This window comes from Pseudoalteromonas sp. BDTF-M6, from assembly GCF_018334135.1.
GTDB lineage: Bacteria > Pseudomonadota > Gammaproteobacteria > Enterobacterales > Alteromonadaceae > Pseudoalteromonas.
Genome location: NZ_JAGXTQ010000001.1, coordinates 1 through 13,110, shown reverse-complemented (window position 1 = coordinate 13,110; position 13,110 = coordinate 1). Strand labels below are relative to the sequence as shown.

The following is a 13,110-nucleotide window of genomic DNA, read 5'->3' as shown; positions in this document are numbered from 1 at the left end:
TTGTTAATCAGCCCTCGCTCTGCAGCGAGTAATCAGCTAATTACTCGTCACGATACGTATCTACCGCAGGACAAGAACAGATCAGGTTACGGTCACCGAACACGTCATCGATACGTGTTACTGTTGGCCAGAACTTGTTCTTCGCTACGCTTTCAACTGGGAATGCAGCATAGAAACGGTCGTATGCGCGGTTCCAGTCGTTGCTTAGTACGTCTGCTTGCGTGTGCGGCGCGTTCACTAGCGGGTTGTCTTCAATTGACCATTCGCCGTTAGCAATCTTGTCGATTTCGCTCTTGATTGACACCATCGCTTCGATGAAACGGTCGATCTCAACTTTAGACTCAGATTCAGTTGGCTCAATCATCAATGTGCCCGCCACTGGGAACGACATTGTTGGTGAGTGGAAACCATAGTCCATTAAGCGCTTAGCTACGTCCATTTCAGACACGCCAGTGGCTTCTTTAAGTGGGCGTAGGTCAACAATACACTCGTGCGCAACGCGGTTGTTACGGCCACGGTATAGGATTGGGTAATGCTCGCTTAGCTTTTCAGCTAGGTAGTTTGCATTCACAATCGCTGTTTCTGTTGCTTCACGTAGGCCGTCGCTACCCATCATGGCAATGTATGCCCATGAAATTGGTAGGATTGCCGCAGAGCCGTAAGGAGCAGCTGACACCGCGCCGTTGTCTAGGTTAGTACCCGGTACGTTGATTACGCTGTGGTTAGGCATAAATGGCGCTAGGTGTGATTTAACACCGATTGGGCCAACACCTGGGCCACCGCCACCGTGTGGGATACAGAATGTTTTGTGTAGGTTAAGGTGCGATACGTCTGAACCGATGAAGCCTGGGCTTGTTACACCTACTTGCGCGTTCATGTTCGCGCCGTCCATGTACACTTGGCCGCCGTGCTGGTGCACGATGTCGCAAATTTCACGGATTGTTTCTTCGTATACACCGTGTGTAGACGGGTATGTGATCATGATGCACGATAGGTTCTCTGACACTTCTTCTGCTTTCGCTTTCAGGTCAGCCATATCCACGTTACCTTGCTTGTCGCAATCAACAACCACAATCTTCATGCTGGCCATTTGTGCTGATGCAGGGTTAGTACCGTGTGCAGAGCTTGGGATCAAACATACGTTACGGTGACCTTCGCCACGTGACTCATGGTATTTACGAATCGCGATAAGACCTGCGTATTCACCTTGTGCACCTGAGTTAGGCTGTAGTGATACTGCATCGTAACCCGTGATGTTTACCAACCAGTCGTGTAGTTCGTTGATCATGATCTGGTAACCGGCCGCCTGGTCTAGCGGGCAGAACGGGTGCAGGTTAGCAAACTCTGGCCAGGTGATTGGGATCATCTCGGCGGTCGCGTTCAGTTTCATGGTACATGAACCTAGCGAGATCATTGAGTGGTTAAGCGATAAGTCTTTGTTTTCTAGACGCTTGATATAACGAAGCATCTCAGTTTCGCTGTGGTACGAGTTGAAGTTCGGGTGCGTTAGCACTTCGTCATCACGTACCAGGCTAGCTGGGATAGACTGTGAACCATTGGCGCTGATTTGTGCATCAAGTGCTGCTACGTCTAGACCATGACCTTCACCTAGGATGATGTCGAATAGCTCTAGTACGTCTTCACGTGTTGTGGTCTCAGATACAGAGATTGAGTACTCACCTGCGTGGTTAGTCGCGAAGTTCACTTCTTTCGCCACGGCACGTGCAACCACTTCGTCTTTGTTGTCAGCAACAACGGTAATGGTGTCGAACCAGGTGTCGTGCTTAAGCGCTACGCCTTTCTCTTTAAGGCCCGCTGCTAGGATGTCAGCAAAGCGGTGGATACGCTCAGCGATGGTTTTCAGACCTTGTGGGCCGTGGTAAACCGCGTAGAACGCTGCCATGTTCGCTAGTAACACCTGTGCAGTACAAATGTTCGAGTTCGCTTTTTCACGGCGGATGTGCTGTTCACGTGTTTGCATTGCCATGCGCAATGCGTCGTTACCTAGGCGGTCTTTTGAAACACCGATAATACGACCTGGTAGTGAACGCTTGTATGCATCACGGGTTGTGAAGAATGCCGCGTGTGGACCACCGTAACCCATAGGCACACCAAAACGCTGTGCTGAACCAAGTACTACGTCTGCACCTAGTTTGCCTGGGGCTTTAAGTAGCATAAGCGCCATGATGTCTGCAGCAACACAGGCTAGTGCTTTTTTGCTTTGTACAGCAGCGATAAGGTCAGTTAAATCAACCACTTCACCGCTTGTTGTTGGATACTGGAATAAGGCACCGAAGATCTCATGGTTTGCAGCTTCGCTTGCAGGACCAATGATGATGTCAAAACCAAACTGCTCGGCACGTGTTTTTACTACGTCGATAGTTTGTACGTGAACGTCTTCTGCAATAAAGAATGCGTTGGCTTTTTTCGCTTTAGAAACGCGCTTTGCAAGAGCCATGGCTTCAGCCGCAGCAGTTGACTCGTCAAGTAGTGACGCGCTTGCAAGGTCAAGACCGGTCAAGTCCATTGATAGCGTTTGGAAGTTAAGCAGAGATTCCAAACGACCTTGTGCAATCTCTGGCTGGTAAGGCGTGTATGCTGTGTACCAACCTGGGTTTTCTAAAACGTTACGCAGGATCACGTGAGGTACATGTGTCGGGTGGTAACCCTGACCTATGTATGATTTGAATACCTTGTTTTTGCTGGCTACCGATTTCAGGTAGCTTAGGGTTTCAACCTCAGTGCGGCTTTCGCCAATTTGCAGGCCGTTCTCAAGACGAATGCTAGCAGGAACAGTTTGCTCCATAAGCGCTTCAACACTCGATACTCCAAGAGCGCTAAGCATGTCGCTCATTTGCGCCGGGCTTGGGCCAATGTGACGACGAATAAAATCTTGCTTTTGCTCTAACTGTTCAAGAGATTTGGCATTTGACATGTGTCCAGATTCCTATGATCCAAGAAATTTAATGCGGTTTAGTGGGGGTTATTGCCAACAAATATGGCATTGCACCAAACCTGTAAAGGTGCCGATATGGCGGCACATAAACTTAAAAAGCCCCGAAACGGGGCTTTTTCGGGCTTACGCCCAAACGACTAATTAGTCTTCGTCGATGCTGTTAGTGTAGCCTTCTGCGTCAAGCAGATTATCAAGCTCAGAAGCATCAGATGCTTTAATACGGAATAGCCAGCCGTCACCGTAAGGGTCGCTGTTTACCGTCTCAGGTGCATCTTCCAGCTCTTCGTTAATTGCAACGATTTCACCGCCGATTGGCGCGTAGATATCAGAAGCCGCTTTAACAGACTCAGCAACAGCACAGTCTTCACCGGCGTCAACTTCGTCGCCTACTTCAGGCAGCTCTACGAATACCATGTCACCTAGAAGCTCTTGCGCGTGCTCGGTGATACCTACAGTGAAAGTGCCATCGCCTTCAGCGCGAACCCACTCGTGTGAACTAGCGTATTTTAAGTCGCTTGGAATGTTGCTCATTGTCTGTTCCTTTGGTGTAAATTTAAATTCTTATACTACGGCTTTACCTTGACGCACAAAGCAAGGTTTAACCACTTTAACATTGACTAGTTTCTTACGCATTTCAACTTGCGCCGTATCGCCGATTTCGCGCGGTACACGGGCAAGAGCAATACTGTGACCTAGTGTAGGTGAGAAGGTACCCGAGGTGATCACCCCTTCGCCCGCATCACAAATCACTTTTAGGCCACCGCGTAATACGCCCTTCTCTTCAAGCACCAAACCAACCAGTTTGTCGGTGCTCTTGTCAGCGCGTTGTTGTTCTACTACTTCACGACCAATGAAGTTACGCTCTGCCGGTTCCCAAGCAATGGTCCACGCCATGTTCGCTGCAAGCGGAGAAACGCTTTCGTCCATGTCTTGACCGTATAGGTTCATACCCGCTTCAAGGCGCAGCGTGTCACGCGCACCCAGACCCGCCGGCGCTACACCTGCGTCTAGCAGTTGTTGCCATAGATCAGCGGCTTGCTCGTTCGGTACTACGATTTCGTAACCGTCTTCGCCAGTATAGCCTGTTGTGGCGATAAATAAATCACCGGCCTGCACACCGAAGAATGGCTTCATATCGGCCACGGCTTGTTGTTGTGCATCGCTTAGTACTTTGGCAGTTTTTGCTTTGGCGTTAGGGCCTTGTACGGCGATCATGGCGAACTCAGGACGCTCGGTCACACTCACGCTGAAATCGGCAGAAACGACGGCCAAGTGCGCTAGATCTTTTTCACGGGTAGCCGAGTTAACAACCAAACGGTATTCGGTGTCGCTGAAGAAATAGATGATCAAATCATCGATCACACCGCCTTGCTCGTTAAGCATGCCCGTGTAAAGTGCTTTACCTGGTACAGTCAGCTTAGCAACGTCATTGGCTACCAGCTTTTGTAGGAAGGCTTTGGCATCATCGCCTTGAACGTCAACGATGGTCATGTGTGATACGTCGAACATGCCCGCGTCGGTACGCACCGCGTTGTGTTCTTCGATTTGCGAACCGTAGTTGATTGGCATATCCCAGCCGAAGAAATCAACCATTTTTGCACCGGCTTCCAGGTGCTTGGCATGTAGAGGTGTTTTAGAAGACATAATATTCCTTCACGTTTTACAAACCCAGTATGGTGGGCGTGGCCTCATAAATTGAGGGGGAATAACATGGGCCGCGATTATACATAAGTTGTTCGCCGCTGGCACCCAAATTAACGATTACTTTTTTAACATCTGGCAAAAGATGCTTACATAACCCGAAGAGCTCATTTAAGCAGCTTGTGCTTGGGGGTTAAAATGAGCGCTGGTCAGGTTATGGGTTAAATCCGTTAGCGTTGACGCCAGGGCAAACACGCGATAGTACTGCTGCGCATCTTTAGCGCTGGCAACCACAAAACAGTCGTCGCACTGCACACCATAATGCTGGCTGTTATCGCCTAAGGCCATGCCCATATACAGGCTGAATTGCTGGCTTAGGAACTCGCCGGCATCGGGACCGCTAAAGTGTAGACAATTCAGCTCGGGACGCGGCAAAATATCCACATCAAATGACTCGCTGGCCGAAGTTAGCACCGTCAACAGCTGCTCGGCATTGGTGGTCACAATGCGCAAGGCGGTATCACTTAAGAAGAAGACATCAAAACTGAGCGCCTGCTCGGCAAGCTCATAACGCACCGCCATACCGGTTTTATTAGCCCAGTTCAAGGTGCTGGTCTTCAGGCTTTGCAATAACAAGAGCACTTCCGAACCACCGAGATCGATGATCTGTTCATTGGCCGACACAAAGGTATTGGTCTGGGCGTTTTCTGCGCCGTGATGGCGGGCAAAAAAGAGAGATTGGAACGCCATGGCTGCCTCAACTGTGGATTTTTAAACTGTTGGCAGTATAGGGCTGGGCTTGGGCAACAACAAATTGTAATTTTTTATCGATTGATAAATAATTGCAATGTATATAGGCCAATAAATTTCCTTTACTAATATGAAAAACATCCCCATGGACAGTTTACGCACCCTGGTCACCGTTGTTGACGTGGGTGGCTTTGCCAAGGCCGGAGAGCTGCTGGGGCTGTCGCAACCTGCGGTCAGTCTGCAAATAAAGCGCCTTGAAGATTTACTGGGCCGCAAGCTGTTTAAAAAACAGGGGCAACGCCAGGTGCTTAATCACCAGGGAGAGCAACTGCTGCCGCTGGCCAAGCAGATTCTCAAGGAAAACGACGCCATCTTGCAGCTCTTTAGTAATGAAACCGTCACCGGTAAGGTGCGTCTGGGCATTCCCAGTGAATTTGCCGCCAGCATTTTGCCCGCCATTATTGGCGACTTCGTGTCCTTGTATCCGGATGTGTCGCTGGAGGTGAAATCCGAGCTCAGCAAACAGCTGATGCATGTGAGTAACCGCGACGAGTTTGACCTGCTGCTGACCCTGGTCGAGCAGCTCGATAACCCCCACTACCCAAGCTTTTTGCAGGATCAGCTGGTGTGGGTGGGCAACACCTCCATCAACCCAAACAAACCGGTCACCCTGGTGGTGGCACCGCAGGGCTGTATTTATCGCCGCCGCGCCATCGACGCCCTAGAGCAGGCCGGCATTCCCTGGCGTATTGTGTATACCAATGCGGATTTGACCGGACTCACGGCGGCCATTAAGGAAGAGCTGGGGATCACGGTATTGGCACGTAAAACCGTGCCCGAAGAGTTACCCTTTACCACACACACCGACATGCTGCCGGTGCTTGGGCAAGTGGGCATTAGTTTAATCAAACGTGCTCAGGAGCCGGCTAATGCCATAGATAAACTGGCAGAGTTTATTACCTTACGCCTGAGTTAAGCCTGGATTATTTGCCGAGCGCCTGCTCGGCGAACAGCTGCTTCAGCGGCTTGATATCGTTCACCGCACTTAAGCCTAAACCGCGTACCAGCTTCTTGATGGGGTTGTTACCGGCAAACAGCGTTTTTAGGCCCTGCATGGTGGCAATATGCTTTTGCGCATCGAGCTTACGCTCGCGCTCATAGGTGCGCAGTGCTCGTTGAATATCGCCCTCACCGCAGAGCAGAGGCTCGGCCAGCAACTCGGTAAAACGCGCCGCATCCTTAAGACCTAAGTTCATACCTAAACCCGCTAACGGGTGTATGGTATGAGCCGCATCGCCCATCAGCACGATACGCTCCTTCACCCATTGACGGGCGTAGCGCATGGTCAGTGGGAAGACCGGGCGTTTGGATTGCACCTCACACAGGCCACACTGACCGTCGAAGGCGGTGTAGAGCGCCTTATTAAACTCTTCGTCAGTCATGCCTTGATAGGCTTGTGCCTGCTGCGGTGAGCACGACCAGACGATGGAGTGCATATGTTCATCGGCCAGGGGTAAAAATGCCAAAGGGCCGTCCGGCAAAAACACCTGACGGGCGCACTGCTCGTTGCCCTGCTCGGTTTTAATGGTGGCGACCAGAGCATGATGATCATAATCTTTAAAGGTAATGGGCAGATTAAAGCGCTGACGCACACCTGAGTTGGCCCCGTCTGCGGCAATCAAGAGCTCACACATCACCGGTGAGCCGTTATCCAGGGTAATTAATACATTGCTGTCGCTTTGGTGAATGTCTTTATAGGCGTGATTAAACAACAAGGTTACATTGGTTTGCTGCTCTAATTTGGCTACCAGAGCGCGGTGGATAACATCATTTTCAATAATATGACCCAGATGGGTGACATCGTAGTCGTCGGCGCTGAAATGAATATGGGCGAAGCTGTCCTTATCGCGCACATCCATTTGCGTATAAGGGCTAATACGCTGCTCTTGCATCAGCGGCCACGCGCCGAGCTCTGTAAACAGGGCTTCGCTGGCCTGGTTAATGGCACTGACGCGCAGGCCGTATTCGTCGCTTAAGGGCGCGCATTTATCGCCGGCATCGATGACCACCACGGAGACGCCTTGCAGGCTCAGTGCCAGCGCCGCACTTAAACCGACACACCCGCCGCCTACCACGGCTACCTTTGCTTGAAACATGCGTTAATTAAACCCCATTAATTGTTTTGCTAATGGTTGGCGCAACGAACTGCATATTTGCATTGCCGCCAAACCCACACTGCGCCCAAGGGCTATGGTGCGCGAGCCATTGGAAAAGGTACGTACTAAACCGTCGGTCAATGTCATCACCCGGGTAATGTCCTCGGCGCGCGCCTGAGCGTAGGCCGAAGTAAAGCCGTATGTGCCCAACTCATCACCAGCATAGGCAATTTTGGCCACCAGTTCTTTGATGTCGCGCAGACCAAGGTTAAAGCCTTGTCCGGCAATGGGATGAATGGCATGGGCGGCATTACCAATTACCACGGCGCGGTGACTGACCAGGTTGTTTGCCCGACCCCACACCAAGGGATAAACGCTGCGCTCGCCGACCTGGGTAAAGAGCCCGGCGCGATAGCCGAACTCGTGCTGCAGTCTGGCAACAAACTCGTCGCTGGAAGCATCTTGCAAGTCGCCCAGCTTATGGCCTTGGTCGCACCACACCAATGAATAGCGCTTACGCGACATGGGCAGTAAGGCCAGCGGGCCATGGCTGGTAAAGCGCTCAAAGGCCTGACATTGATGGTCGTCCTGCACTTCGACATTGGCAATGAGGGCGTGTTGCGTATATTCCTGGGTGTCAAAATCCAGATGTAATAACTTGCGTGTGGGTGACTGGGCACCATCGGCCACCACCAACAGCCTGGCGCTGAGCTCACTGCCGTCATCCAAAGTGATCTGGTTGTGTGCCTCATGCATGCTCACCGCGGTGACTTTCGCAGGGCAAAACTGAGTGACCTGAGTATGGCTTGCCAAGGCACGATGCAAGGCCTGACCCCAGGGGCGCACCTCAACCACATAACCCAAGGCGTCAAGATCATAATCCTCATGGCTGATCTGGGTTTTGCCAAAATGACCGCGATCGGAAACCTGCACCTGTTTGATGGCACAGGCATAATCGCTGTGCTCATTAAACAAGCCATGCTCTTTGAGGTATTGCACCGAGTCGGCGGCCAGGGCGATGGATCTATCGTCAAAACTGGGATGATAGTCGTTACTCGGCTGGTGCGCCTCGATAACGGCTAAACGCAATTGCGGGCACTGCTGTGCTAAAACATTAGCCAAGGTGCCCCCGGCTAAACCGCCGCCTACAATCACTACATCAAAGTGCTGCACCTATTAGCTCTCCTGCATTAGCGCTTCAATTTCGGCCACTTCTTTGGGCACCGAGACGGTAAGATTTTCATGGCCGTTTTCGGTGACCAGCACATCGTCCTCGATACGAATGCCAATACCGCGATATTGCTCGGCAACCGGCGCGTCTTCGCTGATGTAGAGGCCCGGCTCAATAGTTAGCACCATGCCTGGCTCGAAAGGACGGTCTTTTTCATCTTGCTTGTATTCGCCCACATCGTGCACGTCTAAACCCAGCCAGTGGCCAAGACCATGCATGTAAAAGGCGCGATAGGCCTGGCTTTCTAATAGCTCGTCAAGCTCGCCCTCAAGCAAACCGAGGTCAATCAGGCCTTGAGTAAGAATACGGTTTACCACCTTGGCGGTTTGCGCCAGGGTATTACCCGGTTTAACCATGTCCAGCGCCGCATACTGGGCCTTGAGCACCACGTTATATACGGCCTTTTGCGCGTCAGAAAATTTGCCGTTGACAGGGAAGGTTCGGGTAATATCGGCGGCATAACCAGCCAGCTCACAGCCGGAGTCGATCAACACCAGGTCACCGTCTTTGAGGGGCGACTCGTTTTCGGTGTAGTGCAAGATGGTGGCATTATCGCCACTGCCCACTATGGTGCCGTACGCCGGATAACGGGCGCCGTTCATGGCGTAATGATGATGTAATTCGGCTTCAAGTTGATACTCTGTCGCCCCGGCCTTGGCAAAACGCATGGCGCGTTTATGGGCGTCGGCGCTGATCTTGCCCGCTTGGCGCATGATCTCTTGCTCGGCAGGTGATTTAAACAAGCGCATTTCATGCACCAGGGTGCGAATATCGCGGATCACCTCGGGAGCACGGTAACCCTTCTTAGGGGCACCGCGAAGCGTATTGAGTAAGGCAAAAACCTGGTCATCCACGTCTTTGTAGACGCCCTGGCCATAGTAAAGGGTGGTTTTTTGATTCACCGCATCGATGAGCCCCTGATCCAGTTCGGCAAGAGTATAGGCATCGTCGATGGGTAATTGTTCCTTAGCGGCATCGGCGCCCATACGGCGACCATGCCAGATCTCGGCGGTTTTATCTTTGGCGCGACAATAAAGAATCGACTTTTGCTCTTCACCTTTTACCAGCACCAACATGGCATCGGGCTCGTTAAAGCCGGTGAGATAGAAAAAGTCGCTGTCCTGGCGAAATGGGAATTCGGTATCGCGACTGCGGGTAATTTCCTTGGCAGCGGGAATAAGGGCAACCGAGTTGTGTTTCATTTGCGCCAGCAACTGGTGCTGGCGCGCGCGGTATTCTGCGTTCGTGATATTCATTAGTGTAGCGTCTTTGAGGTTGTCGCCGTGCTCTCTCGTTTACCCAACTCGGCAAAGCAAAGCATGGCCGATACGCGCACGTACTCAAGCACTTCATGCAGTGCTTGCTTGTCTTCTTCGGTCTCATCGAAGTGGGTATCGAGGCGGCTGATTTCGGTGAAGTCCTGGATCACTTCTTTTACGTCATCGGACAGCTTGCCATAATCTTTTTGCTTTAGGCCAAAGCCGAGTAAAAAGCCGTTGACCCAGGCCACCAGGGCATTGGCCTGATCGATCAGGCTTTCTTCTTCGTCCGGCAGCATCAGCTCAAACTGCAGTTGCTCGTTTGAGAAGCTTTCAACCGCTTGGGTATAGAGCTCACTCAGCCATTGCTTAAGGGTCTTTTCGAAACTGATGCCGTCATTAAGCACGTCACTCAGCAGACCCAGGTAATCTTTTTCTTCGATATCCAGGCCACAGGCCAACAGGCCGGTGATAATTCCCTGCACTTCGGAGGGCATCACAAAGATGTCGTTACTTTCCAGGAGTAGTTGGGCTTGCTGATAGCTAGGTTGTTCGCTCATGATTGGCTCGCGTATGACGAAAAATATTGATTTCAATGCCCAATGCTACCATCGCTGCGAGAGCGACTCCACCGTATTGTTACCACCCAAGTATGATAGCGATCAAATAACGCCCAGCTTGTTTACTTTGCCCGCACTTAGAAGGAAATTTTGTGATTAAGCTGTATCCCTGTTGTTGGGTCTTATATACTAAAGGTGTTCCCTAGCTTGTTGGCCAGCGAATGACGTCCCTGAGCCGATAATTTTTATTTAGGAATGCATTTTGTAGGCTACTGCGCAAGCTCGGCATGTACCGAGAAGCCTACGGCTTACAGGTGTCTTCCGCCTTGAACCTTAGGGTTCAAGGGCTGATATTCGTAACCGCAACGCCGGGGAACACCCTTCCTTCTTTCTAACTAATATCCCACTAAACCACAGACTAGGCTAAAGACTGATGTGGTGTAATAGCTCAGCAACTTTATAGTAAAAGCGTAAAACCGTGACCCTTTTATTAGCACGGCTGCCTGCAAAACAAGAATTACACGTATATCCGGCAATGATTTCTGATGCAAAAGTCATCAACGCTTTTGACTAATATAAACTGCAGCTAAGCTGCTGTTGCCATCAGCAATTATAAAATCACTTTTACCATCTTTATTGAGATCTACCAAAGCTACTGCCCACGGATTAGGAATACTCGTGTGCTTGAATGTATAACTTTCAAGTGTTGTTTTATTGCCAATAATAGCGGTCAACTCACCAGACCAATTGGCAACTAACGCGTCCTGTATTCGATCTCCGTTTATATCTCCTGTAGCTACTTGTTTAGCTCCAGAAGTTGTCGCTATCACAGTTTTTTGGGTTTCATGAAAGCTCCCTTGCCCATCTCCAGGTAAAACAGATAAAAAACGACCATTTGTAGCGACAACTAAGTCTAACTTGCCATCATCAGTGAGGTCTGCCAATTCGACAGAAAATGGAGACGCAGACAGCCCCATCTTTGTTAAAGAAAATAACGTATTATTTGAACCAGAATTAACTGCTATACCGATATCGCTTTGATTGGGAGTAACTAAGTCCAAGGCCCGATCGCCATTTATATCAGCAACTGCAAAGCCTCGGTATGGATCCCCTCCGACATTGATTATTTTACCGGGTGTTTTGAATTGACCATTCGCCAGACCTTTCAATACTAACAACCCGTCGTTGTCGCGACTGTCTACGATCAGCTCCGCAATATTATCGCCGTCAAGATCTTGTAATTGCACCTCATGGGGATGAGGCTTAATACCGATATTTAATGGTGACTGGGAAGCCTTGTTGAACCCCCCCTTACCGTCCCCAAAAAGTAAGGTCACATATGATGTTTCATGGTTAGCAATCGCGACATCAACATTTCCATCTTTGTTAATATCAGATACGGCCATATCAGTAGGGTTTTCGCCAACGGGAAAGCGAGCTAATTCGGATAAGTCTCCTTTGCCATTCCCCTGAAAGATAGCGATATTATTGTCTAAATAATTCGAAACAATAATATCCTTATTACCATCTGAATTAAAATCACACACTGATATAGAGGGTTGTCCATCCCCGACATGAAACAGCCTGGGAGAGAAATTGATCTCTCCTATCTCAATCGTTTTCGCCACAACATTGCTACTTACTACGAAGAAAAGAAGTGTAAAAAACGTAAAAACAATCCTATTAGTCATTTTGCCACCTTAATCCATTACGGCAGACTTATAGCCGTACTAAAGCTGTATGACCAAGAAGCATAGCGTTTAATACTTATTTCGACCACATCATATGGGCATTCACAGGAACCGTTTAGAGTAAGTATGTTTTATTAGGATGAATACAAAAAACCAGTACTTGGCGGGGTTCTTTGTTGAATAGCAGCTCGGTTCGTTATTTAAAACGTGAGAGCAGGGATACGCGAAGGATAAATGCTTTAAGGATGATTTAGTTTTACCAAACGGATAACCTTAAATCCCCGAAAGCAAAAAACCCGCTGCATTACTGCTACGGGTTTCTTTAAATATGAGCTTGGTGCGTTACGCAGTAAGATGTTCTACTTCGGAGCGACTACCTTACTTCGGGCTCTCCTGCCCTCCGCCCTGCGGGTCGCCTACGCGATGTAAAGCTGTTCCTTACAGCTTTATCACAGGAATGAATTCGCTTCGCTCAGCTTTTTTCCTGCCATGTTCAAGTAGAGCATCAATGCTTTTAAACGAAAAAACCCAGCTATAAGCTGGGTTCTTCGTATAATTAGGAGCTTGGCGATGTTCTACTTTCACATGGCAAATGCCACACTATCATCGACGCTGTTTCGTTTCACTACTGAGTTCGGCATGGAGTCAGGTGGTTCCAAAACGCTATGGTCGCCAAGCAAAAACTTGTAAATTCTTTTTTTGCTCTAAAAAACCCGGCTCTTTGAGCCGGGCTTTCTTTAATTAGGAGCCTGGTGATGACCTACTTTCACATGGCAAATGCCACACTATCATCGGCGCAGTTCCGTTTCACTTCTGAGTTCGGCATGGGGTCAGGTGGGTCCAGAACGCTATTATCACCAAGCAAA

At 49.8% G+C, this 13,110-nt stretch carries 10 protein-coding genes, 2 rRNA genes and 1 other RNA gene; 2 read left to right on the top strand and 11 right to left on the bottom strand.

What is annotated here, in order from left to right:
* Window positions 1–40 precede the first annotated feature (40 nt).
* From gcvP to KD147_RS00050, 4 genes are all read right to left on the bottom strand, one after another.
* On the bottom strand, window positions 41–2,935 hold the full coding sequence (gcvP, locus tag KD147_RS00065) for an aminomethyl-transferring glycine dehydrogenase (RefSeq protein WP_212546485.1): 2,895 nt from the start codon (window positions 2,933–2,935) through the stop codon (window positions 41–43).
* 162 nt (window positions 2,936–3,097) lie between these two features.
* Complete coding sequence (gene gcvH, locus KD147_RS00060) at window positions 3,098–3,487, bottom strand: glycine cleavage system protein GcvH (protein ID WP_105190219.1); 390 nt, start codon at window positions 3,485–3,487, stop codon at window positions 3,098–3,100.
* A gap of 30 nt (window positions 3,488–3,517) precedes the next feature.
* Window positions 3,518–4,600, bottom strand: coding sequence for a glycine cleavage system aminomethyltransferase GcvT (gene gcvT / locus KD147_RS00055; protein ID WP_105190220.1), 1,083 nt, complete (start codon window positions 4,598–4,600; stop codon window positions 3,518–3,520).
* A gap of 168 nt (window positions 4,601–4,768) precedes the next feature.
* On the bottom strand, window positions 4,769–5,347 hold the full coding sequence (locus KD147_RS00050) for a hypothetical protein (RefSeq protein ID WP_105253567.1): 579 nt from the start codon (window positions 5,345–5,347) through the stop codon (window positions 4,769–4,771).
* 130 nt (window positions 5,348–5,477) lie between these two features.
* Here KD147_RS00050 and KD147_RS00045 point away from each other — a divergent pair, with 130 nt between their 5' ends.
* On the top strand, window positions 5,478–6,323 hold the full coding sequence (locus KD147_RS00045) for a LysR substrate-binding domain-containing protein (protein WP_105190222.1): 846 nt from the start codon (window positions 5,478–5,480) through the stop codon (window positions 6,321–6,323).
* A 7-nt stretch (window positions 6,324–6,330) separates the two neighbouring features.
* Here the strand turns inward: KD147_RS00045 and KD147_RS00040 are convergent, their stop codons facing one another.
* The 4 genes from KD147_RS00040 to KD147_RS00025 are packed head-to-tail and all read right to left on the bottom strand — an operon-like array spanning window position 6,331 to window position 10,553.
* Complete coding sequence (locus KD147_RS00040; protein WP_212546484.1) at window positions 6,331–7,503, bottom strand: FAD-dependent oxidoreductase; 1,173 nt, start codon at window positions 7,501–7,503, stop codon at window positions 6,331–6,333.
* A 3-nt stretch (window positions 7,504–7,506) separates the two neighbouring features.
* On the bottom strand, window positions 7,507–8,676 hold the full coding sequence (ubiH, locus tag KD147_RS00035) for a 2-octaprenyl-6-methoxyphenyl hydroxylase (protein ID WP_212546483.1): 1,170 nt from the start codon (window positions 8,674–8,676) through the stop codon (window positions 7,507–7,509).
* Window positions 8,677–8,679: 3 nt separating this feature from the next.
* Window positions 8,680–9,990: a Xaa-Pro aminopeptidase gene (pepP, locus tag KD147_RS00030; protein ID WP_212546482.1), complete on the bottom strand. Its 1,311-nt coding sequence runs from the start codon at window positions 9,988–9,990 to the stop codon at window positions 8,680–8,682.
* Entirely contained in the window at window positions 9,990–10,553 is a 564-nt protein-coding gene (locus KD147_RS00025; RefSeq protein WP_105190225.1) for a UPF0149 family protein, read from the bottom strand. The genes pepP and KD147_RS00025 overlap by 1 nt, the downstream gene beginning before the upstream one ends.
* A gap of 196 nt (window positions 10,554–10,749) precedes the next feature.
* On the opposite strand from KD147_RS00025, the gene ssrS reads away from it, so the two are divergent.
* Window positions 10,750–10,932, top strand: a non-coding RNA gene (gene ssrS, locus KD147_RS00020) — 6S RNA.
* A 178-nt stretch (window positions 10,933–11,110) separates the two neighbouring features.
* Here the strand turns inward: ssrS and KD147_RS00015 are convergent.
* From KD147_RS00015 to rrf (KD147_RS00005), 3 genes are all read right to left on the bottom strand, one after another.
* Window positions 11,111–12,244, bottom strand: coding sequence for an FG-GAP repeat domain-containing protein (locus KD147_RS00015; RefSeq protein ID WP_212546481.1), 1,134 nt, complete (start codon window positions 12,242–12,244; stop codon window positions 11,111–11,113).
* Between the two features lie 562 nt (window positions 12,245–12,806).
* Window positions 12,807–12,921 (bottom strand): 5S ribosomal RNA (rrf, locus tag KD147_RS00010).
* A gap of 70 nt (window positions 12,922–12,991) precedes the next feature.
* Window positions 12,992–13,106: ribosomal RNA gene (rrf, locus tag KD147_RS00005) — 5S ribosomal RNA — on the bottom strand.
* Window positions 13,107–13,110 lie beyond the last annotated feature (4 nt).

Excerpts from the sequence above, each read along its gene's own strand:
- gcvP (WP_212546485.1), bottom strand. The coding sequence starts at position 2,935 with ATGTCAAATGCCAAATCTCTTGAACAGTTAGAGCAAAAGCAAGATTTT.
- gcvH (WP_105190219.1), bottom strand. The coding sequence starts at position 3,487 with ATGAGCAACATTCCAAGCGACTTAAAATACGCTAGTTCACACGAGTGG.
- gcvT (WP_105190220.1), bottom strand. The coding sequence starts at position 4,600 with ATGTCTTCTAAAACACCTCTACATGCCAAGCACCTGGAAGCCGGTGCA.
- KD147_RS00050 (WP_105253567.1), bottom strand. The coding sequence starts at position 5,347 with ATGGCGTTCCAATCTCTCTTTTTTGCCCGCCATCACGGCGCAGAAAAC.
- KD147_RS00045 (WP_105190222.1), top strand. The coding sequence starts at position 5,478 with ATGAAAAACATCCCCATGGACAGTTTACGCACCCTGGTCACCGTTGTT.
- KD147_RS00040 (WP_212546484.1), bottom strand. The coding sequence starts at position 7,503 with ATGTTTCAAGCAAAGGTAGCCGTGGTAGGCGGCGGGTGTGTCGGTTTA.
- pepP (WP_212546482.1), bottom strand. The coding sequence starts at position 9,990 with ATGAATATCACGAACGCAGAATACCGCGCGCGCCAGCACCAGTTGCTG.
- KD147_RS00025 (WP_105190225.1), bottom strand. The coding sequence starts at position 10,553 with ATGAGCGAACAACCTAGCTATCAGCAAGCCCAACTACTCCTGGAAAGT.
- KD147_RS00015 (WP_212546481.1), bottom strand. The coding sequence starts at position 12,244 with ATGACTAATAGGATTGTTTTTACGTTTTTTACACTTCTTTTCTTCGTA.